This window comes from Bradyrhizobium sp. DN3 (genome assembly GCF_041357655.1).
In the GTDB taxonomy this organism is placed as follows: Bacteria; Pseudomonadota; Alphaproteobacteria; order Rhizobiales; family Xanthobacteraceae; genus Bradyrhizobium.
In genome coordinates, this window is record NZ_JAULLN010000032.1 from 1 (window position 1) to 26498 (window position 26498).

The 26498-nt window shown below is 64.4% G+C and carries 24 protein-coding genes; 17 read left to right on the forward strand and 7 right to left on the reverse strand.

The annotated features are described in order from the left end of the window. Positions 1–254: 254 nt before the first annotated feature. Together AAE027_RS33460 and AAE027_RS33465 are read right to left on the reverse strand one after the other, a co-directional pair. Entirely contained in the window at positions 255–998 is a 744-nt protein-coding gene (locus AAE027_RS33460) for a protein-L-isoaspartate(D-aspartate) O-methyltransferase (protein WP_370990253.1), read from the reverse strand. Positions 999–1304: 306 nt separating this feature from the next. After that, complete coding sequence (locus tag AAE027_RS33465) at positions 1305–2795, reverse strand: hypothetical protein (protein WP_370990254.1); 1491 nt, start codon at positions 2793–2795, stop codon at positions 1305–1307. 389 nt (positions 2796–3184) lie between these two features. On the opposite strand from AAE027_RS33465, the gene AAE027_RS33470 reads away from it, so the two are divergent. Both AAE027_RS33470 and AAE027_RS33475 read left to right on the forward strand, forming a co-directional pair. Continuing rightward, a complete protein-coding gene (locus AAE027_RS33470; RefSeq protein WP_014492421.1) occupies positions 3185–3349 on the forward strand; it encodes a Flp family type IVb pilin in 165 nt (54 codons plus the stop codon). A gap of 448 nt (positions 3350–3797) precedes the next feature. After that, positions 3798–4478 (forward strand): TetR/AcrR family transcriptional regulator, encoded by a 681-nt coding sequence (locus AAE027_RS33475; protein ID WP_091888190.1) that lies wholly within the window; start codon positions 3798–3800, stop codon positions 4476–4478. 147 nt (positions 4479–4625) lie between these two features. Here AAE027_RS33475 and pyk read toward each other — a convergent pair whose 3' ends face one another. Beyond that, on the reverse strand, positions 4626–6062 hold the full coding sequence (gene pyk, locus AAE027_RS33480) for a pyruvate kinase (protein ID WP_091888192.1): 1437 nt from the start codon (positions 6060–6062) through the stop codon (positions 4626–4628). Further along, a complete protein-coding gene (locus AAE027_RS33485) occupies positions 6059–6652 on the reverse strand; it encodes a DUF1036 domain-containing protein (RefSeq protein WP_091888194.1) in 594 nt (197 codons plus the stop codon). Before AAE027_RS33485 ends, pyk begins: the two co-directional genes overlap by 4 nt. A gap of 169 nt (positions 6653–6821) precedes the next feature. Here AAE027_RS33485 and AAE027_RS33490 point away from each other — a divergent pair, with 169 nt between their 5' ends. The 3 genes from AAE027_RS33490 to AAE027_RS33500 all read left to right on the forward strand — a co-directional run bounded on the left by AAE027_RS33490 (position 6822) and on the right by AAE027_RS33500 (position 9444). Next, complete coding sequence (locus AAE027_RS33490) at positions 6822–7127, forward strand: DUF1244 domain-containing protein (protein ID WP_247465949.1); 306 nt, start codon at positions 6822–6824, stop codon at positions 7125–7127. A 194-nt stretch (positions 7128–7321) separates the two neighbouring features. Then, positions 7322–7594, forward strand: a complete 273-nt coding sequence (locus AAE027_RS33495) for a DUF2312 domain-containing protein (protein ID WP_018641571.1) — start codon at positions 7322–7324, stop codon at positions 7592–7594. Positions 7595–7680: 86 nt separating this feature from the next. Continuing rightward, positions 7681–9444: an adenylate/guanylate cyclase domain-containing protein gene (locus tag AAE027_RS33500; protein ID WP_370990255.1), complete on the forward strand. Its 1764-nt coding sequence runs from the start codon at positions 7681–7683 to the stop codon at positions 9442–9444. Between the two features lie 53 nt (positions 9445–9497). Here AAE027_RS33500 and AAE027_RS33505 read toward each other — a convergent pair whose 3' ends face one another. The 3 genes from AAE027_RS33505 to AAE027_RS33515 all read right to left on the reverse strand — a co-directional run bounded on the left by AAE027_RS33505 (position 9498) and on the right by AAE027_RS33515 (position 15415). Next, positions 9498–11111, reverse strand: a complete 1614-nt coding sequence (locus AAE027_RS33505) for a peptidoglycan L,D-endopeptidase MepK (RefSeq protein WP_370990256.1) — start codon at positions 11109–11111, stop codon at positions 9498–9500. A gap of 282 nt (positions 11112–11393) precedes the next feature. Beyond that, a complete protein-coding gene (locus AAE027_RS33510; protein ID WP_370990257.1) occupies positions 11394–13571 on the reverse strand; it encodes a L,D-transpeptidase family protein in 2178 nt (725 codons plus the stop codon). A gap of 347 nt (positions 13572–13918) precedes the next feature. After that, positions 13919–15415: a sigma-54-dependent transcriptional regulator gene (locus tag AAE027_RS33515; protein ID WP_370990258.1), complete on the reverse strand. Its 1497-nt coding sequence runs from the start codon at positions 15413–15415 to the stop codon at positions 13919–13921. Positions 15416–15542: 127 nt separating this feature from the next. On the opposite strand from AAE027_RS33515, the gene AAE027_RS33520 reads away from it, so the two are divergent. The 12 genes from AAE027_RS33520 to AAE027_RS33575 all read left to right on the forward strand — a co-directional run bounded on the left by AAE027_RS33520 (position 15543) and on the right by AAE027_RS33575 (position 26483). Beyond that, positions 15543–17510, forward strand: a complete 1968-nt coding sequence (locus AAE027_RS33520) for a M3 family oligoendopeptidase (protein WP_370990259.1) — start codon at positions 15543–15545, stop codon at positions 17508–17510. Between the two features lie 106 nt (positions 17511–17616). Further along, positions 17617–17883 carry an AbrB/MazE/SpoVT family DNA-binding domain-containing protein gene (locus AAE027_RS33525; protein ID WP_370990260.1) on the forward strand — a complete coding sequence of 89 codons (267 nt, stop codon included), beginning with the start codon at positions 17617–17619 and terminating at the stop codon, positions 17881–17883. Continuing rightward, entirely contained in the window at positions 17880–18266 is a 387-nt protein-coding gene (locus tag AAE027_RS33530; protein ID WP_370990261.1) for a type II toxin-antitoxin system death-on-curing family toxin, read from the forward strand. Before AAE027_RS33525 ends, AAE027_RS33530 begins: the two co-directional genes overlap by 4 nt. A gap of 97 nt (positions 18267–18363) precedes the next feature. Next, the gene (locus tag AAE027_RS33535) at positions 18364–18516 is read left to right on the forward strand and encodes an aa3-type cytochrome c oxidase subunit IV (RefSeq protein WP_008136857.1); all 153 of its coding nucleotides are present in this window, start codon (positions 18364–18366) and stop codon (positions 18514–18516) included. Positions 18517–18656: 140 nt separating this feature from the next. Next, positions 18657–19784 (forward strand): Re/Si-specific NAD(P)(+) transhydrogenase subunit alpha, encoded by a 1128-nt coding sequence (locus AAE027_RS33540; RefSeq protein WP_370990262.1) that lies wholly within the window; start codon positions 18657–18659, stop codon positions 19782–19784. Between the two features lie 11 nt (positions 19785–19795). Continuing rightward, entirely contained in the window at positions 19796–20113 is a 318-nt protein-coding gene (locus tag AAE027_RS33545) for a proton-translocating transhydrogenase family protein (protein WP_091888212.1), read from the forward strand. Between the two features lie 39 nt (positions 20114–20152). Further along, on the forward strand, positions 20153–21550 hold the full coding sequence (locus AAE027_RS33550) for an NAD(P)(+) transhydrogenase (Re/Si-specific) subunit beta (protein ID WP_370990263.1): 1398 nt from the start codon (positions 20153–20155) through the stop codon (positions 21548–21550). A 211-nt stretch (positions 21551–21761) separates the two neighbouring features. Further along, positions 21762–22559 carry an alpha/beta hydrolase gene (locus tag AAE027_RS33555; protein ID WP_370990264.1) on the forward strand — a complete coding sequence of 266 codons (798 nt, stop codon included), beginning with the start codon at positions 21762–21764 and terminating at the stop codon, positions 22557–22559. Beyond that, positions 22513–23991 carry a sodium:proton antiporter gene (locus AAE027_RS33560; protein WP_370990302.1) on the forward strand — a complete coding sequence of 493 codons (1479 nt, stop codon included), beginning with the start codon at positions 22513–22515 and terminating at the stop codon, positions 23989–23991. The genes AAE027_RS33555 and AAE027_RS33560 overlap by 47 nt, the downstream gene beginning before the upstream one ends. Positions 23992–24040: 49 nt before the next feature. Next, the gene (locus tag AAE027_RS33565; RefSeq protein WP_370990265.1) at positions 24041–25138 is read left to right on the forward strand and encodes a calcium:cation antiporter; all 1098 of its coding nucleotides are present in this window, start codon (positions 24041–24043) and stop codon (positions 25136–25138) included. Between the two features lie 22 nt (positions 25139–25160). Next, entirely contained in the window at positions 25161–25445 is a 285-nt protein-coding gene (locus tag AAE027_RS33570) for a cupin domain-containing protein (RefSeq protein ID WP_128936488.1), read from the forward strand. Positions 25446–25538: 93 nt separating this feature from the next. Beyond that, positions 25539–26483, forward strand: a complete 945-nt coding sequence (locus AAE027_RS33575; protein ID WP_370990266.1) for a hypothetical protein — start codon at positions 25539–25541, stop codon at positions 26481–26483. Positions 26484–26498: the final 15 nt, after the last annotated feature.

Here is a 26498-nt window from a genome sequence, read left to right on the forward strand (position 1 = left end):
GCCGGTTCTCACCTGTTCGTTTTGATGAAGGCGAGAGCGCCCCTCTGAAACTTCGTGCACGTCGGCTCAGGGTCAACATGCGAAGAACTTAGGGTGAGCAAATCTAGTCCGCTATGCGCCGACAAGCAGACCCTCCACCAGAGAGGCCGCCACTTGGCTGATGGGCTAATTGCTGCCGCTCCAAACGTGCATTCGCGCGAGGCGCCAGCCGCCTCGACAAATGCCGGCTCAGCAAGAACGGGACGTTTGCGAGCTTAGTTTTGTGAACGCGTAAAGGGGACAAAGCGCACGAGGGCGACGGCGCGCGTCGTCGTCTTGTCGGGGGCGATTTTTTCGACGACCGTGAGCTGCTGAGTGGTGTAACCGGGTCCCACCGGCATAACGAGCCGGCCACCTACTTTAAGCTGTTCAATCAGGGGCGGCGGTGGCTGCCCGAGCGCGGCAGTCACGACGATGGCGTCAAAAGGACCGCATTCGGGCCAGCCATCGTATCCGTCGCCAAGCTTGACGCTCACGTTGTCATACGCGAGGTCTCTTAATGTTTTCGCGGCGGTCTCGGCCAATTGCGGGATGATCTCGATGGTGCAGACCTTTCGCGCCAGGTGCGCAAGGACGGCGGCCTGATAGCCCGAACCCGTCCCCACTTCCAGCACAACGTGATCCGGCGCGACCTCGACCAATTGGGTCATCAAGGCCACGATGTACGGCTGCGATATGGTCTGCCCGAGACCGATCGGCATCGGTCTGTCCGCGTATGCGATGGAGCAAGATTGCTCGGGGATGAATAGATGGCGTTTCGTTTGCTCCATGGCCTCAAGGACACTCTCCGACAGGCCTTGCTGTCCCAAGGCACTGGCGGCGGATCGGGCGTATGCCCGGATGGTTTCGACCATGGCGACGCGCTCGCGGACGCATTGCGCGTCCTTTGGGGCGTCCTGAGCGGTCGCTTCCCGGGCCACGACAACCATGGCAAACACGAGCAGCAGCAAGGCCTTCATCGTGCGCTCTCCGAGAAGTAATGGGCTCACGTCGAGCGCTCGAGCGCAATGAGCCGATTCGACGCATCACCTCAGCAAAACACGGCGTCCGGCGAACGACCGCACTGCGTCATGGGGCCTCCAGCGGTCACGATCCATCACCGCATCTGGAAGGGCACGCATTGCCGACCAAAATGCTCTCAAGCGGGATTCCTCACCTAACGTCCGTCTTGGGTCAAACGGCGAAATGGCCGCAGTGCCTGCAGCAGTCCGCTCCACACCTGGAAGCGGAGCTCTCATTTGGAAGCGCGGCCTGGACTTACATCCTCATTTCGACAGCGTCGCGGCCGCCCCTTCCGCATTCTCCCGCACATGGATCACGGCGATGTCATCCGCATAGATCCGCTTCCAGCCCTTGAGCTGGTCGAGGATCTGCGGGCCCGGCGCATCGGCGACCAACAGCGTCGCGTCGATCTTGTATTCATCGAGCAGGCGCGGCAGCAGCTCGGGCTTCTTGCCCTCCGTCGCCTTGAAGAAGTCCATGACGAATTTCTCGCCATAGAGCTCGGCGCGGCCGTCGACGAAGACGGGGATGTCGCGCGAGATCAGATAGCCGCCGAACTGATAGGCGTTGAAGATGCGTTGCACCTTGCGCTGCTCGAGCAGGTCGACCGCTGCAACCGGCGTCTGTGTCATCGTGAAGCCGAAGCGGTGATGCCCCATATAGAGCGAGGTCGAGGTCCAGCTCGCGCCGACAATCATCAGTGCGCCGAGCGCGGTGACGTAGCGGGCCGGCCCGTGGTCGGCGCCAGTGGCGTCAGCCGGCGGCCGCGAAAACATCTCGCCGAGCGGCTTTGCCAGCACCAGCGGCACCAGAAAGGCAAAGGCCTCGATGCTCCTGACATGGGTCAGCGCGCTCCAGGTCAGGAACAGGATCAGGAAGATCCTGGGCGCCGAGAGCACGAGGCCGCGGTAGTAACCGAGCGCGATCAGGCCGAGCAGCGCGCCCTCGAATGATGTGAACGTGGCGAAGTTCGCCGGCATCCATTCGAAGATCAGCGACAGCAGCTCGCCGAGGCTGAGGATGTTGGTCGCGCCCATCAGCGTTCGCCAGCCGTAAGGCGTGCAGCAGCTCGCGATCAATGCGCCGACGCCAAACAGCACCCAGCGTAGGAACAGTTGGAGCCGTCGTCCCTTCTCGGCATGCTCGACCGCCTCGAGCGAGATCGGACCGATCAGCGCAAGGCCCAGCACGAAGCCGCCGTGCAAATTCGCCCAGAGCGCCATCAGCGGCAGCCAGGCCCAGGACGGCGCGCTCCTGCGGTCGGCCGCCGCCATCAAGAGGCCGAGCCACGCCACCATGACGGGCAGCGCCAGGATATGCGGCCGCGCCAGCACGTGATGCAGCGCCAACAGCAGCGCCAGCAGCGCGAACAGCACCGCGCGCGGTGCCTCGATCTGCGCATCTAGCAGATGGACGAAGATCGCGGTCGAGAGCGCGATCCCGATCGCGGTGAGGATCACTGGCCCGGCCCAGCCCCATTGCGTGTAGGAGAACGCAAACATCACCTGCGACAGCCACGACGTCGAAATCCAGGGCGCACCGGTCCGCGTGAAGGAATAGAAGTCCGTGTACGGCATTGCGCCGTGGTCGAGGATCCATTGCCCGATCTTGATCTGCCAGAACGAGTCGGAGTCCTGAAGCAGCGTGTCGCTGACAAAGAGGAAGAACAGATAGGTGCCTGCACCGACGCACAACGGCACCAGGGCGCGCGCGCGGCTCTGCACCGCAATGCTGTTGGCAAAGGAAAGGGACATGCCGCCTCGTGGTCCTGTGTCGGTCCAAGCATGATCCGGAAAAGTGTGTCGCGGTTTTCCGGGAAGGTCATGCTCAAACAATAACCTGAAGCGCGATAAACGATTCATCTCATCGCGCTTCAGGCCGAGCGGGCGGCATTGGACCATGCGTGGTCATAACTTCGGGTAAACCGGCGGCGCCGGGCCGATTTCATGTCCCGACAATTTAACCGATTGTTTTCAATTTCGATTTACCATCGACGAATACACGCAAACCGCTCCGTGTTTCCGCAGTCGAATTAACTGCGGCGAAATTCTTTGCCTCTAGGTTCGGTTTCATGGTCGGGCGGCGCTGGGAAGCCGAAAAGACCAGACCAGTTTGTAGCCCCGTTTAATCTTTGGAGCAGTCTATGAAGAACCTCGTTTCGCGTTTCGTGAAAGACGAATCCGGCGCCACCGCCATCGAATACGGCCTGATTGCCGCCGGCATCGCGCTCGCGATCATCACCGTCGTCAACAACCTCGGCAGCTCGCTGAACACCAAGTTCGGCTCGATCTCGAGCAGCCTGAAGTAAGACTGGACGACTTAGGAATTTCGAGAGCCCCGTCCTGGACGGGGCTCTTTTCTTTTGGGCGTCGCTTCTCGCGGCGTTACAGCGGGGGGCTTCAGGCGGAATCGCTTGAGTCGCCGCAAGCTCCTATGACCTCTCCCGCTTGCGGGAGAGGTCGGCGCGAAGCGCCGGGTGAGGGCTCTCTCCTCTTGGGTCTTGGGCTATTGATTGCGGGGACACCCCATCCCCAGCGCACCTGTTGTGCGGCAGGCCATCAAGCCTGATCTCATCGCGCTGTCGCCTTCGCGGCGTGGCTGGCGCTCCAGCCCGTTCGCTGTGACGCTCCACGCATTTGCATCTTGTCATCCACCCTGAATAGTTGTTCAGTCTTTGCGGGGCGATTTGTATCTTTGCAGTGACGAAGCGTTCGGCCGCAGGGCGTGTGGCTGGCGTGTGGGACAGGAAGCGCGCCATGGTTTATCGGCGGACGCATCAAGTGGTGAAGCGCCTTGCGGCCCGGCGCAGTGCGATATTGGCCGCGGCGCGGGAGGCTGCGGCGGAGGGCGGGATGGCGGCGGTGCAGATTGCGCCGGTCGCGGTCCGCGCCAATGTCGCGGCCGGCACGGTCTACCGCTACTTCCCCTCCAAGGCCGAGCTGATCTCCGAATTGATCGCCGAGGTCTCCCGCGACGAGCTCGCGGCGATCCGGCGGGCGGCCGACGCCGCGCCGGGGCCGTCCTCGGCGCTGGCGGCTGCCGTCACCACCGTGGCGGTCCATACGCTGTCGCAGCGCAGGCTGGCCTGGGGCATCCTGGCCGAGCCCGTCGATGTCGATGTCAGCGCCTCGCGTCTTGCCAGCCGGCGCGAGATCGCGGGCGAGATCGCCTCGCGGATCGACGCCGCCGTGCGCGCCGGCCATCTGCCGGCGCAGGATACCGCGCTCGCCGCCACCGCGCTGCTTGGCGCGCTGCATGAGGCCCTGGTCGGGCCGCTCGCGCCTGACAATCTCGAAGATCCCGTCAAGATGCGCGATGCGGTGCAGACCGTGACGCTGCTGGCGCTGCGCGCCGTCGGCGTCATGGACGCGCGCGCCAGGGGTCTGGTGGTGCAGCAGACGCTGTTACCGACCGCGAAGGCGCTGGTGGGCGCGTAGAAGTCGCCGTGCGGCCCGGGGCGAGGCCTGATTGCGCTCAGGCCATTGGTCGCACAGGGTTTTTCGAAAAACCGCAGCTCGGGCGCCGAATGCGCCGTCTACTGTGCATGGGGTTGTTTTCGCATTTTTTGTCGGAGCGACCGGAAATCAGATATGTGCGTCCCCCTCGGGGCCGACCGAGGCGATGCGCACCATGTTGGTGGTGCCGGGGATGCCGAGTGGCACGCCGGCGACGATGATGACGCGCTGGCCGGCGCGGACGAAGCCGTCCCGGAACGCGATCTGGCCGGCGCGGCCGACCATGTCGTCCTGGTCGCGCGCATCCTCGGCTACAACGCAATGCACGCCCCAGACCACGGCGAGGCGGCGGCCGGCCGAGATGTTCGGCGTGATCGCCACGATCGGCGGCTTCGGCCGCTCACGCGCGACGCGCACGGCGGTCGAGCCCGAACTGGTCCAGCAGATCAAAGCGGGCAGGTCGAGCGTCTCGGCGATCTGGCGCGCGGCGTCGGCGATGGCATCGCCCGCGGTGGATTCCGGCGCGGGGCGCTGCGCCATGATCACCGAGCGATAGGTCGGGTCGCGCTCGACCTCCTCGCCGATGCGGTTCATGGTCGAGACCGCCTCGACCGGGAATTTGCCGGCCGCCGATTCCGCCGACAGCATGATGGCGTCGGCGCCCTCATAGACGGCGGTGGCGACGTCGGAGACTTCGGCGCGGGTCGGCACCGGCGACTGGATCATCGATTCCAGCATCTGGGTCGCGATCACCACCGGCTTACCGGCGCGGCGCGCCATCCGCGTCATCTGTTTCTGCAGGCTCGGCACCCGCTCCAGCGGCAGCTCGACGCCGAGATCACCGCGCGCCACCATCAGGGCATCGGAGGCCTCGATGATGTCGGCGAGGCGGTCGATCGCCTGCGGCTTCTCGATCTTGGCCATCACGGCGGCGCGGCCGCGGATCATCTTCTTGGCTTCGAGCACGTCGTCGGCGCGCTGCACGAAGGACAGCGCGATCCAGTCGACGCCGGTAACCAGCGCAGCCTCGAGGTCGGCGCGGTCCTTCGGCGTCATGGCCGAGACCGGCAGGTCGGTGTCGGGCAGGCTGACGCCCTTGCGGTCGCTCATCTTGCCGCCGACCACGACACGCGTCACCGCGTGCTCCTTCGAGGTCTCCTCCGCGATCAGCCGCACCTTGCCGTCGTCGAGCAGCAGCGCATGTCCCGGCCGCAGCGCGGCCAGGATCTCCGGATGAGGCAGGTGGACGCGCGTGGCATCGCCCGGCGCCTTGTCGGAATCGAGCGTGAAGGTCTGGCCGTTCTGGAGCTGGACCGCGCCGTCAGTGAAGGCGCCGAGCCTGAGCTTCGGGCCCTGGAGGTCGACCAGAATGCCGATCGGCCGGCCATAGCTGCTTTCGACGTTGCGGATCGTCGCCACCAGCTCCCGCATCTTGTCGTGCGGGGTGTGGCTCATGTTGATGCGGAACAGGTCGGCGCCGGCCTCGAACAGGCGGCGGATCATCGCGAGGTCTGAAGAGGCGGGTCCCAGGGTCGCGAGAATCTTGATACGGCGAAGGCGCCTCATGGCTTACTTCCAGACGGGGGCGGGGCAGCGCCTGGCGGGAGGCCAGGCGCGGGGGGCGTACCACCGGGCGGGCTATTGGGCAAACCCGGCACCCCGCCCGGACCGACCGGGCCGGGCAGGCCGGGCACGCGCTGCTGCGCCGGCTGTTCGTTGGCGTCGGTGAGCTGGACCGTCCAGGCCCGCTGCTCGCCGGTATCGACCTCGAAATAGCCGGTCCGGTCGTAGCCGCGCGCCAGGCAATCCTCGGTGCCGCGGATGGTGAACTCCTTGTCGCGCGAGCACATGAAGGCCTGACCCGACCATTCACCGCCACGGTCGTAGTCGATGGCGTAGATGTAATAGTAACGGGCGACCAACGTTCCCCGCAGCAGGGTCTCGCAGGAGCGGGACGAGATGTTCCACCAGCCCTCGGTGGTCCAGCCCTCGGCGTCCTTGTAGCCCAGCGCGATCCCGACCCGGCTCGACGTGTTGTTGCATAGGCGGAAATCGGCAGACGCCGGGCTGGTCCAGAGGCACAGCAGCGCGACCGCCAGCACCGGGACCAACCGGGCGAGCATGCGAAGGAGGGAGCGGGGAGATTCGGCGATCATAGTCGCGAAAAGCTATATCAGATCATTGACGATTTGGCGTAGGGGCCGGGAACTGACCCAAGGCCGGGGTTTCGGCCCGTTTGCGCCGTGATATGGCAAAATCTGTGACAGGACCCACCTGATCCCGTAAGGGTGACGGCCATCGGGGCAGGTCTTAAGGAATCCAGTTATGGCAATCGACGACAAAACCAGAACGGAGCTCGAGGCGGCCGCTTTCCGGCGCCTGGTCGATCATTTGAGGACGCGGACGGACGTCCAGAACATCGACCTGATGAATCTGGCCGGCTTCTGCCGCAACTGCCTGTCCAATTGGCTCAAGGATGCCGCCGACGCCCAAGGTGTCGCCTTAAGCAAGGACGAGAGCCGTGAGGCCGTCTACGGCATGCCCTACGAGACCTGGAAATCGAAATACCAGGGCACGGCCACGCCCGAGCAGATCGAGGCGATGAAGAAGGTCCATCCCCACGGGCACTGAACGGCAGCCTGCGGCCTGCTGAGTCGCGCCACACAACAGCTTTCTTCGCCTCGCTGCAGGAAGGTGTGGGCGCGCTGTGGACGAGCGCGATGCTGCCTTGAACGCGGAGGGCGCCAACCCTAAGGGTCTACCCAGCACGCGCGGTGAGGATGCCGGCGTCACCTCGTTTTGCCAGTTCCATTGGGAGTACCAAGATGGCCACCTCCGCCGCCGTCCGCGACGACGAGCCCGCGACGAAATTTGCCAAGGACCAGCTCAAATCCATCATCGAGCGCATCGAGCGGCTGGAGGAAGAGAAGAAGGCGATCTCCGACGACATCCGCGACGTCTACGCCGAGAGCAAGGGCAACGGCTACGACGTTAAGGCGCTGCGCACCATCGTGCGCCTGCGCAAGCAGGACCCCAACGAGCGCGCCGAGGCCGAGACCATTCTCGAGACCTACATGCAGGCGCTGGGGATGCTCTGAGGCGTTTCGCCCGGTAGGCGTTGCAGCGCACCAAGCTTGGGCGAAGTCCCGTCATCTGCTAGAGTGCTCGGTGAAGGGACCGAGCGATGGATGTGCCGGGACCAGAGCGCAGGCTTGCCGCGGTCCTCGCCGCCGACATGGTCGGCTTTAGCCGGCTGATGGAAGTCGACGAGGCGGGCACCCTTGCGCGCCTCAAGACCCACCGGGTCGAGCTCATTGATCCGGCCATTGCCAAAAATCGCGGCATCATCATCAAGACGACGGGCGACGGCATGCTCGCCGAATTCCACAGCGTCGTCGATGCCGTGCTGTGTGCCGCCGAGGTTCAGCGCCGCATGGCGCGGCGCAATGCCGATGTCCCGCCGCCGCGATGGATACAATTCCGCATTGGCATCAATCTCGGCGATGTCATCGTCGATCAAGACGACATTTTCGGTGACGGGGTCAACGTCGCGGCGCGACTGGAAACGCTAGCCGAGCCTGGAGGGATCTGCGTTTCAGGCGCGGTGCGCGATCAGGTTGGCGACCGGCTCGACGGAGTTCAATTCGACGATCTCGGCGAGCAGAGCGTCAAGAACATCACTCGCCCGATCCGCGTCTTCCGCATTCGGCTGGCGGAGGGGCCTGCAAGTCTGCCCGACGCGACCAAGGCTGTTACGTCACCGGTTGTCTCAAAGAAGCCGTCGATCGCCGTGCTGCCGTTCGCCAACATGAGCGGCGATCCGGAACAGGAGTTCTTCGCCGACGGTCTCACGGAAGACATCATCACCGAGCTCTCGCGCTTCCACGACTTGCTCGTCATCTCGCGGAACTCAACCTTCGTCTACAAGGGCAAGGCGGTAAAGGTCCAGGACATCGGCCGCGAGTTCGGCGTCGACTATGTCATCGAGGGCAGCGTGCGGAAGGCCGGGGGGCGCGTCCGCGTCACCGTGCAGCTGATCGATGCGGAAACCGACCGCCATATCTGGGCCGAACGTTACGATCGCGAGCTCGAGGATATTTTCGCCATCCAGGACGAGATGACCCGCGCAATCGTCGCGACGTTGCCTGGTCGCGTGGAAGCGGCAGCGCATGACCGCACCAAGCGGAAGCCGACCGAGAACATGCGCGCTTACGAATGCGTGCTGGCTGCAAAGCTCCTGCATCACCGTTCAACACGCGAGGACAACGCGCAGGCGCAGACCCTGCTCAACCGGGCGCTGGCAATGGATCCGAATTACGCCCACGCTCACGCCTGGAAGGCGTGTGTGCTCGGCCAGTGCTGGATCTATGGCTGGTGCGCTGACCGCGACGCGACCTTCGAGCAGGTGGCTTCTGAACTCGAGATCGCATTGGCGCTCGACGACAACGATGCGGACGTGCACCGGATCCTCGCCGCGCTCAATCTGACGCGCCACGACTATGAAAAGGCCACCTATCATCAGGAGCGTGCGCTGGCCCTCAACCCGAACTACGATCTGATCGTCGTGCAGCAGGGAGAGCTCCTGACCTGGCTGGGCTTGCCTGAGGAGGGCATCGACTGGATCAGGAAAGCGATGCGCCTCAACCCTCATCATCCCGAGCGATTTTGGAGCCATCTCGGTCGGGCGTATTATTGTGCGGAGAAATACGCCGAGGCCGCCGAGGCGTTTTCAAGGATCACGCGGCCCGACTATACCCATCACGCATTCCTTGCAGCGATATTCGCGCAGATGAACAATGCCGTCGCGGCTGGCGCTCACGCCGCGGAGGTCCTGAAGCGCGAACCCAGGTTCTCGGTGGCAGCCTATCTTGCAACCCTGCACTACAAGCGCGAGATCGATCGCGAGCGTCACGAATCCGGCCTCGTCAGGGCTGGCCTGCCGGCATGATCGATGCGCGGGAGGAAGAATGGGGCAGGGGAGAGCTTGCCGGGCCGCGGCTCTCAGCGCAGCGCGGCGGTACGCATGACGAAGGACGTCGTCTGGAGCTTTGCGGTCGCGCTGCCCGAGAAGCTGTCGCAGGACAGGCCCTGCATCGGGTCCTCGACAAAACCCATCGCGATCACGGCCTGCGGCTTGACGAAAAAGCGGCGCAGCGCCGCCGTATCGAGCTCGCCCATCAGCGTCACCGACATCGCACGGCTGGCGCTCGGTGAGAGCATCACGATCTTGAGCCAGACACTGTCGCCCTTGGCCGCGGAGAGCCGGGTCGCGGTGGCGACCCTGCCATCGATGCTCTTGCCGACCACCGTGTTGATCTCCGTCGCCTGAGCGAGGCTGCGCGTCGCGGAAGCAGGACGTGCTGAGCGCGGGATCGGCGCGGAGGCGGCGACGACGTTGGCGCGATCGACCGGCGAGGCGGATGCCGGCGCAAAGGCCAGCGCCTGATAGGCCGCGCTGGAGACGCTCGCGGTGGCTTGCGGATCGGTGGCGGCGGCGAGCGCCTGGCGCGCCTTCAACGCGGCGACCTGCGCCGGCGTCGCCTGCTGTGGCGCAGCCGGGATATCATCCCAGAAGCCGCGGGCATTGATGATGTCGGCCGGGGTCTCGGGCTTGCCGGCCGCTGGCTTGTCAGCCAGGGGCGCGGGCTTCGGCTTGGGCGGCGCAACGATCTGCGCATCGGCCGAGGCCAGCTGGAGCGTTGCGGCCATTTGCGGCTTGGCGCGCGGCGTCGGCACCGGCTCGGCGGGTTTGGCCACGGCGGCGACCACGGTCGGCGCGGACGGTTTCGCGGCCGCGGCGGGTGCGCCCTCGTCATCCTCGTCGCTGCTGCTGGCGGCCGGAGCTGACGACTTGCCCTTGAACAAGGCGGCGAAGAAATTCGTCTTGCTGCCGGAATCGTCGCCGCTGCCGCGTCGCTCGATCTCGGCCTTGGCGAGCTCATAGCCCTTCAGCGGAACGCCGTCGGTCGGCAGATGCACCGTTTTTCCATCCGGGAAGACGCGGGCGAGCTGGTCATGCGTCATGCGCGGCCAGTGCCGGATGCTACCGGTGTCCAGATGCACGAAGGGCGAGCCGGAAGTCGGATAGAAGCCGACGCCGCCGCGCTGGAGCCGCAGACCGGCGAAGCGGATCTGCTCCAACGGCACGCCCGGGATATAGAAGTCCATCGCATGGCCCAGCATGTGCTGGCTGAAGCGCGCCACACCGGAGGAGCGGCGGCGGAGCATGGCGTTGGTGGCGGGGGAGCGGTAGGAGGAGATGATCTGGATCGGCTGCTTGCCGTCGACGTCGCGATAGACTTCCCAGAGGATGTCGAACAGGCGACGGTCCATGACGGTCTCGTCCTGGGTGCGCCAGTCGCGCAGGAAGTGGTTGAGCTGCTTCAGCGCGGCTTCGTCATAGCGGCCGTCGCGCTTGAAGGTGACGGTGAGGTCTTCGCCGGAATGGGTGTGATGGAACGAGAGCGTCTTGGTTTCGTTCAGCGCGGCGGCGTCATGAACCGAACCTGCGGCGGCAAGCAGCAATACGGAAGCGAGGCCGATCCGGGACCCGGCCTTCACTCCCGCATGGGACAACGACAGCACAGCGAATTGGCGTGCGAGACCAGTCAGCACGTATGAGCCCACCCAGTCGACGAGCGTTCAAAATGGACTCTCCCGCCAACCCCGTTAGCAGCGCGAAAGAGGGTGAACGCTTTCTTAAAGCGAGAAGGTTAATTCGAGGTTGACCTTCCCGCCCCCAAACCAAGTCAGAATACGATCCTAAACGGTTGACTGTGGCAAAAAAACGCCCGCTGCCCGGGCCCCGGGTGGAGGGTGGTTAACATTAAGCGACCCCATCCAGGGGACGGGGTCGCTGATTCCATTGCAGAATTCTAAAGAATAAGGAGCTGAGCCTCAGCGGGTGAACACCCGCTGCGGCCGGCGGCCGACCGGCGCCGGCGGCGGGGTCGGTGCTCCGAACAGTCGCTCGAAGAAATTCGGGCCGGATGAGCCGAAGCCGCCGCCATTGTTGGCCACCGCGACGCCTGAGGGGAGCGTCGTCGCCGGGCGCGAATAGCTCGGCTGGGAATGCGCCACGATAGCCTCGAGGTCCTTGCCGCGATTGTTCTTCAGGATGTTGATCATGGTTGCGTCGCGGCCATAGACGTCCTTGCGGAATTGCAGCTTGCCGGCGTCATCCACGAACGCGGTCTGATAGGTGATGTTGACCGGGATCGGGGTCGGGAATTTCAGGTCGATCTCGCTCTTGCCGTACATGCTGCGCACGCGCTCCGGCGTGTACTTGTCGCTTGGCATGGTGATGTTGAGCAGCACGGATGCGTACTGATCCGGGTTCTGCACGCGCATGCAGCCGTGGCTGAAGGCGCGATCTTCCTTGGCGAACAGATGCTTGTCCGGCGTGTCGTGCTGATAGACCAGGAACTTGTTCGGGAAATTGAAGCGGATGCGGCCGAGCGCATTGGCTTCACCCGGCGGCTGCGAGATGTGCACCGAGCCGTCGCGGTTCTGCTCGAGCTTGAGGCCCATGCGCTGAAGCACGGTCGGGTCCTGCTGAAGCGCCGGCAGATATTCGTTGTAGACGATCGACGGCGGCACGTTCCAGGTCGGATTGACCGTGATGTACTTCATCGTCTCGCTGAGCAGCGGGGTGGCATGCGTGCCAGGTTTGCCGGTGACGACACGGGTGGTCCAAACCTGCTGGCCGCGCTGCATCACCTTCAGCGTGTAGTCGGGAATGTTGAGGATGACATAGGCATCGCCAAGTGAGGGCGCGCCGAGGTCGCGCGGCAGCCAGCGCCAGCGCTCCATGTTCACCAGCACCACGTCGATCTGCTTGTCGCGCTTGGGGGTGTTGAGCGCCTTGACGGTCTTGTCGTCGAGGATGCCGGTCGCCTTCATCTCGACGCCGCTCTGGAATTTGCGCACGGCATCGGCGACCGCCGCATCATAGCGGGTGTCATTCGCGTTCTCGGTGATGCCGAGCTTGGCGCGCAGCTGCGGCACGCGCGGATCTTCCACGACGATCTCGGCCTGCTTCTTGCCGGCCGGGGTGTATTTCAGCGCCGGACCGTCGGCGATCTCGATCGCGGGGCCGTTGCCCTGGCCGCGCAGTTCCGCGAGCTTGGCCTTCAGCTCCTTGTAGAGCTTGTGCGGCGGATTGTAACTGTCGAGCGCCGCGGAGGCGTCCGTCGCGGTCGTGACCTTGGCGAGCACCTCGTTCGGGTCGACCGGATGTTCGGGATAGAGGATGTCGCCGCTGACCTGCGACCAGTGCATGCGGCCACTCTGGGCCTGCCGCGCATAGTCGAACATGCTGGCGATGAGCTTCAATTCGGCATCGGCGAGCGCATCGGGCGTGGTGGCGGTGGCGAAATCCGGCACCGGATAGTCGGCGGGGTTGAGGCCGTCGGAGGCTGCATCCTTCAGCCGCGCGATGACGCCCTTGGCCGCAGCGGTCAGGCTGCCGCCTTGTGTCCACACCGGCGCGAAATCGCGCGCAGCGTAAAACTTCTCGATCGCGGCGCGCTCGTTCTTGCGGTCGAAATTGCGCGAGGTCTTGGCGCCGATGATGTCCCTGAGCTTGTCGGCGACCGGCTGGTCGGCAGCGGGAACGTTGCTCGCGGCCTTCACCGGCTCGGCGGCCGGAGTCGCAGCAGGTGCCGCAGGCGCCGTCGCAGTGTCGGCCTTGGCGGGTTCTGTGTTCGCGGGTTCGGTCTTCGCGGGTTCGGTCTTGGCCGTCTCGTTCTTCGGCGCCTCGGTGGCGGGCGAGGTGGCAACGTCGGAAGGCTTGGTCTCGACCTTGTCGGGCGCCGGTGCGACTTCGGCCTTCACGGGCTCTTTCGCAGAGTCCGGGATGGTGGCGGTGGTGTCGAGCTTGATGTCGGAAGCGGTCGGAGGCGGGACGTTGGCCGGCTCGGGGCGCGGGATCGCGGCTTCGATCGCGAGCTCGGCGGCGCTGCTGCGCGTCTGATCCTGCGCCAGGGCTGAGCTGGCCGACACCGTGAGGAAGGTCGCCGCGACCGTCATCAAGACACGGTCAAAGCCTGCACGGTGGTTCAAACAGTCACGCATTGTGTCACACCCCTCGGGTGAGCTGTCCCTCGTGGAACAGCTTCGTTATCGTCTCTAAAACTTCGGCTAAATCGCGCCGGCCTCTCGAAAGTCGCACGCCTGCACGCAACGATTCATACGCAGACGATATACAGGCCCCGCTTTTGCGGCCAGCGCTACCCGGGACAACTCACGACAAACTGACGTCAAGGCAGCCTCTTTGGCAACGGATTATGCGCTTGCCCCGCGCGCTTTTCCCTGTGTCTGTCACTTCCAGGTCACGGTTCATGTCACGGCCAAATTTCGCCGAAATGCGAAGGGCTTGCGGCCTCGTCGCAACATCGGCCAAGCCGCTGTTCAGGTATGGCTCAGTGCGTCTCCTCATCGCTTTTCCCGCCATGGCCAGGCACGCCTGCTTCGTCGAGTTTGCGGTAGAGCGTGGACCGACCGATTTTGAGGCGGCGGGCGACTTCGGACATCTGCCCGCGATAATGCGAGATCGCGAAGCGGATGATTTCGTTCTCCATGTCCTCCAGCGGGCGGACATCGCCGCTCGCGGTCAGCATGGAGAGAGCTCCCGCTGACGGGAAGGGAGCGATCGGTATTTCGTTACCTGATACCAAGGAAGGCGCCGCGATCGGCTCGAGCAGCAATGGCGCAGTCGGAATGTCGGCTGCGGGATGCGGCTGCGAGGCGAGCAGGGGGAAATCGCCGAGGCCAAGCTGGTCGCCGTCGCTCATCACCACCGCGCGGTAGACCGCGTTTTCGAGCTGGCGGATGTTGCCGGGCCAGTCGAGCTGGGCGAGGTGCGCCACCGCCTCGCCGCTGATGCCGGTGATGGGGCGGTTCTCCTCGGCGGCAAAGCGCGCCAGGAAATGCCGCAGCAGATGCGGAATGTCCTCGCGCCGGGCGCGCAGCGACGGGATCGTCAGCGGCAGCACGTGCAGGCGATAGAACAGATCTTCCCGGAAGTGTCCCTGTTTCACCCGCTCCAGGAGCTTGCGGTTGGTCGCGGAGATGATGCGCACGTCGACCTTGACGGGCTTGCGGCCGCCGACCGCCTCGACCGCGCCTTCCTGAAGCGCGCGCAACAGCTTGACCTGCGCGGTCAGCGGCAACTCGCTGACCTCGTCCAGGAACAGCGTGCCGCCATGAGCCTCGACGAACTTGCCCATGTGCCGCTCGGTGGCGCCGGTGAAGGCGCCTTTCTCGTGGCCGAACAGGATGGACTCGACGAGGTTGTCGGGAATCGCGCCGCAATTCACGGCCACAAAAGGTTTTGCCTTGCGCTCGCCGCTGCCATGGATGGCGCGCGCGAACATCTCCTTGCCGACGCCGGACTCGCCCTCGATCAGCACGGGAATCGAGGAGTTCGCCGCCTTCTGCGCGGCGCGCATCACGCCCGCCATCGCCTCGGAGCGGGTGATGATGTCGGAGAAGGTCAGCCGGCCCTCGCGGCTGTGACGGATGCGCTGCAATTCGCCCTTGAGCGCGGAGGCGTTGAGCGCGTTGCGCAGCGAAACCTGAAGTCGCTCGAGGCCGACCGGCTTGACGACGAAATCGGCCGCGCCGGCACGCATCGCCGAGATCACGTTGTCGATGCCGCCATGCGCGGTCTGCACGATGACGGGGATGCTGAGGCCGGCTTCGCGGATTTTCGCCAGCACGCCCATGCCGTCGAGGCCGGGCATCACGAGATCGAGGATGACGCCGTCGATGGCCGGGGCGTCGGGAGCGGTGAGTGCGGCGATCGCAGCGTCGCCGGACTCCACGACGATCGTCTCATAGCCGCATTTCTGCACCATGTTTTCGACCAGCCGGCGGGCTACAGCGTCGTCGTCGGCGATCAAAATACTGGCAGCCATGGTGTTCCCTGCACGCTACAACTATCTGTCTCGAATCGGGGCACTCTGGCCGAAGCCGATTAACGCACTCTTAAACCTTGATGCCCACGCCCGCCGTCGCGACTGTTGAACACAGGTTTCCCACACAATGAATTCGCGCTCCAAGCCCGCTCTCAAAAAGTCTGCTCTCAAGAAGGCCGCTTCCAGCAAGCCCGCTCCCCGCAAGCCGAGCACCAGGAAATCCGCCGTCAAAGCAAAGTCCTCCAGGCCTTCGTCCGCCAAGCCTTCACTCGCCAAATCTTCACCGGCAAATCCTTCACCCGCAAAGCCTGCAAGCAAGACCGGCAAGCTTCCGGAGTGGAACCTGGCCGATCTCTATTCCGGGATCGATGCGCCGGAAGTGGCGCGCGATCTCGAAAGGATGGATGCCGATTGCGTCGCGTTCGAGACCGACTACAAAGGCAAGCTCGCGACAGGGACAGCAAACGAAGATGGCGGAAAATGGCTCGCGGAAGCCGTGCGACGCTATGAGGCAATCGACGATCTCGCCGGCCGTCTCGGCTCCTATGCCGGTCTCGTCCATGCCGGCGACAGCGTGGACCCTGCGATTTCAAAGTTTTACGGCGACGTGTCCGAGCGCCTGACGGCGGCGTCGACGCATCTTCTGTTCTTCGCGCTCGAGCTCAACCGGATCGATGACGATATTTTGAACCGCGCGATGCAGGCCGCCGAGCTCGCGCACTATCGTCCCTGGATCGAGGATTTGCGCAAAGAGAAGCCGTACCAGCTCGACGACAAGCTCGAGCAGCTCTTCCTGGAGAAGGCGCAGACCGGCTATTCCGCGTTCAACAGGCTGTTCGACCAGACCATCTCGAGCCTGCGCTTCAAGGTCGGCGCAAAAGAGCTCGCGATCGAGCCGACTCTGAATCTCCTACAGGACCGTGACGGCGCAAAGCGGAAGACCGCCGCCGAAGCCCTCGCGAAAACCTTCAAGGCCAATGAGCGCACCTTTGCGCTGATCACCAACACGCTCGCGAAGGACAAGGACATCTCCGACCGCTGGCGCGGTTTTCAGGACGTCGCGGATTCCCGCCACCTCAACAACCGCGTCGAGCGCGAGGTGGTGGATGCGCTGGTCGCTTCCGTGCACGCTGCCTATCCAAAGCTGTCGCATCGCTACTACGCGCTGAAGGCGAAGTGGTTCGGCAAGAAGCGGCTCGCCTATTGGGACCGCAACGCGCCGCTGCCCTTTGCCGCGACCGACGTCATTGGCTGGCCCGATGCGCGGAACATGGTGCTGACGGCTTATCGCGGCTTCTCGCCTAAGATGGCCGACATCGCGGAGCGCTTCTTCACCGACCGCTGGATCGACGCACCGGTGCGGCCGGGCAAGGTGCCGGGCGCGTTCTCGCATCCGACCACGCCGTCGGCGCACCCTTACGTGCTGATGAACTACCAGGGCAAGCCGCGCGACGTGATGACGCTGGCGCATGAGCTCGGCCATGGCGTGCATCAGGTGCTCGCCGCGAAGAACGGTGCGCTGATGGCGCCGACGCCGCTGACGCTGGCGGAGACCGCGAGCGTGTTCGGCGAGATGCTCACGTTCAAGCGGCTCCTTGCCCAGACCAAGAATGCAAAGCAGCGCCAGGCGCTGCTCGCCGGCAAGGTCGAGGACATGATCAACACCGTGGTGCGGCAGATCGCGTTCTATTCGTTCGAACGCGCGGTCCACACCGAGCGCAAGAACGGCGAGCTCACCGCTACACGACTCGGCGAGATCTGGCTGTCGGTGCAGGGCGAGAGCCTGGGGCCGGCGATCGAGATCAAGGCGGGCTACGAGAACTACTGGATGTATATCCCGCACTTCATCCACTCGCCGTTCTATGTCTACGCCTATGCGTTCGGCGATTGTCTCGTGAACTCGCTCTATGCGGTCTACGAGCATGCGGCCGAGGGCTTTGCCGAGCGCTATCTCGACATGCTCGCCGCCGGCGGCACCAAGCACTATTCCGAGCTGCTGCGGCCGTTCGGACTCGATGCCAAGGATCCGAAGTTCTGGGATGGCGGGCTCAGCGTCATCGCGGGGATGATCGACGAGCTGGAGACGATGGGCTGAGGGGGCGAGCCTGCCTCATTTCTAGGCAGGGAAGGCGTAAAACATTTGTTGAACGGTGGGTCGCAAAGATGTTATACAAACGTATAACGAGTAATGAGGTGCGGCTATGGGCGAGAACGCGGATCCGAAGGATTTGAAGAGCGCCTCCACCGTGCTTCAGGTGCGCAAGATCGGAAATTCGATCGGCGTTATCCTGCCGAAGGAGCTTGCTGCTCGTCTGAATCTCAGAGAGGGCGACAAACTGTTCCCGGTCGAGCAACCGGACGGTGGCGTCTTGCTGACGCCTCATGATCCTGATTTTGAAAAAGCGATGGAAGTCGCGCGGCGAGGCATCAAGCGTTATCAGAACGCCCTCGCCGAGCTGGCCAAATGAGCGAGCCGTTCTGGCTGACGCGTCGAATGATCATTGCGATCCACGACGAGCAGCTCGTGATCCATGGCGGAGCAAGTGGCTTTCGAGATGAGGGTATGCTGGACCCTGCGGTCGATCGGCCGAGGAACAAATGGTCTTCTGAGAACGCCGATCTCGCTGAGTTGGCGGCCGCTTACGCCTTCGGCATTGCACGCAACCGTCCCTTCGTTGACGGCAACAAGCGCATGTCACTCCTTGCGCTGTACACATTTCTCGGCGTGAACAGCATCGACTTCATCGTGCCCGAGGCGGAAGCGGCCGCGATTATCCTCTCGCTCGCTGCGGGCGAAGTCAGCGAGCAGGGCCTCACGCGCTGGATCCGCGACAATTGGAATTCCAAATGACCTGATTTGCGGAAAAACCGCGCCCGCGTGCCGTTGCCCTGCCCGAAACTTTGCGGTATCCCAGCCCCAGAATTCGACTTTCGACTGGGGACAATCCATGGCTGACCATAGCGAAGTGGCGTACACCACCGCCGACGGCAACGACTACGTTGCGCACGAGCAGACCTATGAGGGCTTCATCAAGCTGGTGAAGTACGGCACGGCCTCGGTCGCGCTCATCGTGATCCTGATGGCGATTTTCCTCACCTGATCCGTCTTCGGTAGCTGCACACGCCAGCGGCAGCAGCTGCCCAGAATACTTGCATACAAACCGGTCCCAGAACCGGTATCGAACGCTGCGGGAGTTACGCTTAGTTTGCGCGTGCGCTGTCCCGCGCCGCCGGAGGACCTATGAAGATCGCCGTTGCCAAGGAAATCGATCCGTCAGAGCCGCGGGTCGCTGCTTCGCCTGATACGGTGAAGAAGTTTAAGGCGCTCGGTGCCGAGATCGCCGTCGAGCCGGGCGCCGGCATCAAGTCAGGCCTGCCGGATTCCGAATTCACCGCCGTGGGCGCCACTGTCAGCGCTGACGCGCTCAAGGACGCCGATATCATCATCAAGGTGAAGCGTCCCGAGGCGTCGGAGCTTTCACAATACAAGCGTGGCGCGCTCGTCATCGCCATCATGGATCCCTACGGCAACGAGGCCTCGCTGAAGACGATGGCCGATGCCGGTGTCGCCGCCTTCGCGATGGAGTTGATGCCGCGCATCACGCGCGCGCAGGTGATGGACGTGCTGTCCTCGCAGGCCAACCTTGCCGGCTATCGCGCCGTGATCGAGGGCGCGGAGGCCTTCGGCCGCGCCTTCCCGATGATGATGACGGCGGCCGGCACTGTGCCCGCGGCCAAGGTGTTCGTGATGGGCGTCGGCGTCGCCGGCCTCCAGGCGATCGCGACCGCGCGTCGTCTCGGCGCCGTCGTGACTGCGACCGACGTGCGGCCTGCCACCAAGGAGCAGGTCGAGTCGCTCGGTGCGAAATTCCTTGCCGTCGAGGACGAGGAGTTCAAGAACGCGCAGACCGCCGGCGGCTACGCCAAGGAGATGTCCAAGGAGTACCAGGCCAAGCAGGCCGCGCTCACCGCCGAGCACATCAAGAAGCAGGACATCGTGATCACCACCGCGCTGATCCCGGGCCGGCCGGCGCCGAAGCTCGTCAGCGCTGACATGGTCAAGTCGATGAAGCCGGGCTCGGTGCTGGTCGATCTCGCCGTCGAGCGCGGCGGCAATGTCGAGGGCGCTAAGGCCGGCGAGGTCGTCGACCTCGATGGCATCAAGATCGTCGGCTACACCAACGTCGCCGGGCGCGTCGCGGCCTCGGCCTCCAGCCTCTATGCCCGCAATCTGTTCTCCTTCATCGAGACCATGGTCGACAAGAAAGAGAAGAAGCTCGCCGTCAACTGGGACGACGAGCTCGTCAAGGCCACTGCGCTCACGAAAGACGGCGCCGTGATCCACCCGAACTTCCAGCCGAAGGTTTAAGGAGAGCCGCCATGGAGCATGTTGCACAGGTCGTCGACCCCTTCATCTTTCGGCTGTCGATCTTCGTCCTCGCCGTCTTCGTCGGCTATTTCGTGGTGTGGTCGGTGACGCCGGCGCTGCACACGCCGCTGATGAGCGTGACCAACGCGATCTCCTCGGTGATCGTGGTCGGCGCGCTGCTCGCGGTCGGCGTCGGCATGGTTTCGAGCGGCTCGGGCTGGGCGCGCGGCTTCGGCTTCGTCGCGCTCATCTTCGCCTGCGTGAACATTTTTGGCGGCTTCCTTGTCACCCAGCGCATGCTGGCGATGTACAAGAAGAAGTCGAAGTAAGCGGCCACCTCGGGCTGAAGGGATTAATGGGGACCTGAGATGAGCGCCAATCTCTCTGCATTCTTGTATCTCGTGGCGGGGGTGCTGTTCATCCTGTCGCTGCGCGGGCTGTCGAGCCCGGCATCGTCGCGCCAGGGCAATCTGTTCGGCATGATCGGCATGGCGATCGCGGTCGCCACCACGCTCGCGAGCCATCCGCCGGCCGACGGCGTGGCCTGGGTGCTCGTGATCCTCGCGGTCGCCATCGGCGGCGGTGTCGGCGCGGTGATCGCCCGCCGCGTGCCGATGACCTCGATGCCGGAGCTGGTCGCCGCCTTCCACTCGCTGGTCGGCATGGCTGCCGTGCTGGTCGCCGCCGGCGCGTTCTACGCGCCCGAAGCCTTCGACATCGGCACCCCCGGCAACATCCATCCGCAGAGCCTGGTCGAGATGTCGCTCGGCGTCGCCATCGGCGCGCTGACCTTCACCGGCTCTGTGATCGCGTTCCTGAAGCTGTCGGCACGGATGAGCGGCGCGCCGATCATCCTGCCCGCCCGCCACATCATCAATATCGCACTCGCCGCGGCGCTGGTGTTCTTCATCGTCCGCCTGGTCCTCACTGGTGGCGCGTTCGACTTCTGGATGATCACCATCCTGGCGCTGGCGCTTGGCGTGCTCATGATCATCCCGATCGGCGGCGCCGACATGCCGGTCGTGATCTCGATGCTGAACTCCTACTCCGGCTGGGCCGCCGCCGGCATCGGCTTCACGCTCGGCAATTCCGCGCTGATCATCACCGGCGCGCTGGTCGGCTCCTCGGGCGCGATCCTGTCCTACATCATGTGCCATGCGATGAACCGGTCCTTCATCTCGGTCATCCTCGGCGGCTTCGGCGGCGAGACCGCGGCCGCCGGCGGGGCTACAGGCGAACAGAAGCCGGCCAAGCTCGGCTCGGCCGACGATGCTGCCTTCATCATGAAGAACGCCTCCAAAGTCATCATCGTGCCCGGTTACGGCATGGCGGTGGCGCAGGCCCAGCACGCGCTGCGCGAGATGGCGGACATGCTGAAGAAGGAAGGCGTCGAGGTGAAATACGCCATTCACCCGGTCGCCGGCCGCATGCCCGGCCACATGAACGTGCTGCTCGCCGAAGCCAACGTGCCCTACGACGAGGTGTTCGAGCTCGAGGACATCAACTCCGAATTCGCGCAGGCCGACATCGCCTTCGTGATCGGCGCCAACGACGTCACCAACCCGGCCGCCGAAGAGGACAAGACCTCGCCGATCTACGGCATGCCGGTGCTCCAGGTCTGGAAGGCCGGCACGGTGATGTTCATCAAGCGCTCGCTCGCCTCCGGCTATGCCGGCATCGACAATCCGCTGTTCTATCGCGACAACACCATGATGCTGCTCGGCGACGCCAAGAAGGTCACCGAGAACATCGTCAAGGCGATGTAGCGCGGAGGTAAACGGACCGTGGCCATCAACAAGGAATGCCACCGGTCCCATCGCATGCCGCCCAAAGCGACGCGCGCGCAGCGCGTCGCCTGGCACGCCGCTCACAAGGCGGCCTGCGGCTGCCGCGCTGTCCCGGCGAGCCTCCGGCCCGATGTCATGAAATTGCTGCGGAGCCGTCGCAAGCCCTGAGCCGAAAGGCCGGCCGCGCATCATGACCATCGTCAAGTGGATCGCCATCCTGCTCGTGACCGTCTATTGGGTCGGTCTCCTCGTGCTGTTTGTCCGGCAGCGCGAGATGCTGTTTCCGATCCCGCCCGTCGGGCGCACCGCCCCCGATGCCGCGGGCCTTCCCGAGGCGGAAGAACACATTCTGACCACGTCCGACGGTGAGAAGGTCATCGTCTGGCACGTGCCGGCGAAGCCCGGCCGTCCCGTGATCCTGTATTTTCCCGGCAATGGCGATTTTCTCGCCGGCCGCGTCAGCCGTTTCAGGGCGATGACGGCTGACGGCACCGGCCTCGTCGCGCTGTCCTATCGCGGCTACGCCGGCTCGAGCGGTGCGCCGAGCGAAGAAGGCCTGCTGCGCGATGCCGCAGCCGCCTACGCCTTCACGATCGCGCGCTACGCGGCGGAACGAATCATCGCCTGGGGCTTTTCGCTCGGGACGGGCGCGGCGGTTGCGCTCGCCTCGGAACATCGTGTTGGAAAGCTCATCCTGGAAGCCCCCTATACGTCGACGGTCGACGTTGCAGCATCGTCGTTCTGGTTCGTTCCGGTGCGCCTGCTGATGCGCGATCCGTTCCATTCCGACCAGCGCATCACGCGCGTCACGGTGCCGCTCCTGGTGATGCATGGCACCAATGACCTTGCCATTTCGATCGTGTTCGGAGAGCGTCTGTTCGCGCTCGCACATGAACCGAAGCAGTTCGTTCGCTTCGCGGGCGGCGGACATGACAATCTCGATGCTTTCGGTGCGATCGAAACGGCAAGGCGCTTCATTGAATCCTAAACGGCTCGTCACGTGGCCCTGGAGCCTGGCCTTCGCCGCGATCCTCACGCTGTCGCCGCAACACGCATGGGCCGCGACCTTGCTCGATGGTGTTGCGATGCGCTGGCCCTATGCGCTGCCCTTTGCCGGCCTGTTGCTGTCGATCGCGTTGGGGCCGCTGCTGTTTCCAAAATTCTGGCATCATCACTACGGCAAGATCGCCGCGGCCTGGTCGCTGCTGGCACTCGCCGCGCTCGTCATCTTTGCCGGCAGCATGGCGACGCTGGCGGCGCTCGTCCATGCCATGCTTGCCGAATATCTCGGCTTCATCGTGCTGCTGTTCTCGCTCTATGTCGTGGCCGGCGGCATCCTCATCACCGGCGACATCAAGGCGACGCCAGCGACCAATGTCGGCATCCTCGCGCTCGGCACGTTGGGTGCGAGCATTGTCGGCACCACGGGTGCCGCGATGATCCTGATCCGTCCCCTGATTCGCGCCAATCGGCTGCGGCGTCACAACGCCCATGTCATCATCTTCTTCATCATCCTGGTCGCCAATGTCGGCGGCGCGTTGAGCCCACTCGGTGATCCCCCGCTCTTCGTCGGTTTCCTGCACGGCGTCGACTTCTTCTGGACCACGCGGACCATCTGGTTGCAGACCGCAATCGTCGCCGGACTGCTGCTCGCGATCTTCGTCGTCATTGATGTCTGGCGCTTTCGTAGCGAGCCGCCGCTCGGCGAAGCCGGGCGTGGGGAGCCGCCGCGCATCCGCGGCCTCGTCAATTTGGTGCTAATTGCGGCCATCGTCGTGAGCCTGCTGGCGTCGGCGATGTGGAAGCCCGGCGTGGCGTTCGACATTCTCGGCACCAAGCTGGACCTGGAGGACGTCGTCCGCAATTCGGTGCTGCTGGCCATTGCGGCGCTGTCGGTGTGGCTGACGCCGGACGAGCACAGGCTGGCCAACGGCTTCACCTGGGAGCCGATCCGCGAGGTCGCGAAACTGTTCGCGGGGATCTTTGTCGCGATCATCCCGGTCATTGCCATGCTCAATGCCGGCCATCACGGCGCCTTCGCCTGGCTGTTGTCGGCTGTGACGGCGCCGGACGGTGTGCCGCGCGAGGTCGCCTATTTCTGGTTCACCGGCCTGATGTCCGCGTTCCTCGACAATGCGCCGACCTATCTGTTGTTCTTCGAGCTCGCCGGCGGCGACCCGCAAGCGCTGATGCATGAGCTCTCGGGCACGCTCGCCTCGATCTCCATGGGCGCGGTCTACATGGGCGCGCTCACCTATATCGGCAACGCGCCGAACTTCATGGTGAGCAGCATCGCCAGCGAGAACGGCATCGAGATGCCGAGCTTTTTCGGCTATCTCTTGCGCGCCGGCGCTGTGCTGATCCCGCTGTTCCTGCTGCTGACACTGCTGCCGGTCGCGCCGATCCTGCACTGGCATTGAATCTCGCGCCTGATTTGCTACTGCTCATTCGAGCAAATGGAAGTAGTGGATGAGCGCGCATAGTCCGATGCCCCGGTCGGCCTGGATCTTCCCGACGCTGGCGGTGCTGTTGTTCGCGGCCGTCAGCGCGACGGACTACGTGTTCACGCTGTCGCTGGGCGGGCTCGTCTTCGCCATCGTCCTTCTGGTCATCCTGTTCGGCACGGTATTCGCCGCGGTTCATCATGCCGAGGTGATCGCGGAGCGGGTCGGCGAACCCTATGGCACGCTGGTGCTGACGCTGTCGGTGACCATCATCGAGGTGGCTCTGATCACAACGATCATGCTGGGCGACAAGCCCGCGCCGGAACTTGCGCGCGACACCGTGTTCGCCGTGGTCATGATCGTCTGCAACGGCCTCGTCGGGCTCTGCATCTTCATCGGCGGCCTGCGCTATCGCGAGCAGGGCTTTCAGCTCTCCGGCGCCAACGTCTATCTCAGCGTGCTGTTCGCGCTGGCAACCATCACGCTGATTCTGCCGAACTACACCACCACCACGCCCGGGCCGGTCTATTCGTCGATTCAGCTCGGCTTCGTCGACGTGGTCACGCTCGCGCTGTACGGGGTGTTTCTCTACACCCAGACCGTCCTGCACAAGGATTACTTCGTTCACGAGCGGGCGGACGGCGGCAGCGGTGGAGCGCATCTATCGGGCCGGATGTTGGTGCTCAGCGTCGTGCTGCTGCTGATTGCGCTACTGGCGGTCGTGCTGCTCGCCAAGAAGTTCTCGCTGGTGGTCGACGCCGTCGCGGCCAAGATCGGTGCGCCGCCGGCCTTTACCGGACTTCTGGTCGCCCTCCTGATCCTGATGCCGGAAGGCGTCGCGGCCGTTTCGGCGGCCCGCAGGAACGACCTCCAGAAGAGCATCAACCTTGCGCTCGGGTCGTCGCTGGCCACCATCGGGCTGACCATCCCGGCCGTCGGCGTTGCCACCTACGCGCTCGACAAGGAGCTCGAGCTCGGCCTCAACGCCCAGGGCAGCGTGCTTTTGCTCCTGACCTTCTTCCTGAGCATGCTGACCTTCGGCACGGGCAGGACCAACGTCCTGTTCGGACTGGTCCATATGGTGGTATTTGCCGTCTACGTGTTCATGGTCTTCGTGCCCTGAGGCGCGATAAGGAGAGTTCCCGATGCTTGCCGCCAGGTCCGAGGTTCAGGTCGACAACGAGCAGGTTCGTGTGACCGAGTGGCGGCTTGCGCCGGGCAGCGCCACCGGGCATCACACCCACGGCATGGATTATGTGATTGTTCCCGTGGTGGCGGGGGAAATGACCATCGTGGCGCCCGGCGGCGAGAGGTCCAAGGCGCAGCTTGCGGCCGGCAAATCCTATTTCCGCAAGGCCGGCGTGCAGCATGACGTACTTAACGAAACCTCAACCGAGATCGTGTTCCTTGAAATCGAGCTAAAACCGTAAGTTGGCGTTACTGTTTGCCATCGATCCGTCGCAGTTGATCCCTCACAATGCCCCAAAGTTCCCGCATCAGATCGCGCGGGGAGTGGCCGAGAAATGCTGAAATACCTCGCTAAAATCTCGATGGATATTTTCCCCTCGGTGCTCGCGACGATCATCGGGGCCTACATCGTTAATCACTACATCAATGCCAAGCCCGCGCCTGATGCTCCTGCGACTGTGGTCGCGCCTGCCAAGACTGGCAGTGAGGGCAAGCCGGCGGACACCGCCAACCTTCCCGCACCCGGCGTCAAGGCCAAGGGTGTCTCTGAGAAGAGCGTTTCCGAGAAGAACGTGACGGACAAGGCGGGGGCCGAGAAGCCTGCCGAGACCAAGGCCGCAGACGTGGCTCCTGCCGAGACCAGCCCGCGTGGCCGCACCCCCGCACGCGAGAAGGCGGTCGCCAAGTCCGCCCCTGCGGCCACCGCTCCGGCTGCCGCGGCTCCCGCCACCGCCCCAGCGGTGGAGGCCAATTCGGCGCCGGCTGCGGCTTCCCCAGCCGCGAGCCCCGACGCCAACGACCTCGTGCGCGCCGCGATCGAGCGTCTGCGCAAATCGCCTGAGGGCAAAGCTGCTGAGGCCAAATCGGCCGAGACCAAGTCTTCCGAAACCAAGTCCGCTGAAAGGCCGGCGGAGCCTGGGTTGAGAGAAGCCGCCCGCATCCCGGAGGCCCCGCGTGTGATCACTGCGGAGCCGTCCACGGTGCGTCCGCTGCCGCCGCCGATCACGGTGTCGACGCCGTCATCCGAGGCCTATGGCAATGGCGGCTCGTCGCCGGTCAACCCGCCCTATACGGCCTCGGTCGGCAATGACGACCCGAATCGGGTGACGCCGCCGGCTGATATTCCCGTGCCGGTGATCGCACCCCCGCTCGATCTGCGTGCCGACGCCGGCGCGACCACGACCATGCAGCGGCCGAAGACCAATGTCGCCGATGAAATGCTGTCCGGCATGAAGTCGATGTTCCACGCCGTTCTGCCGAAGCCCGCCACCCCCGATTAGGACGGCATCTGAGCC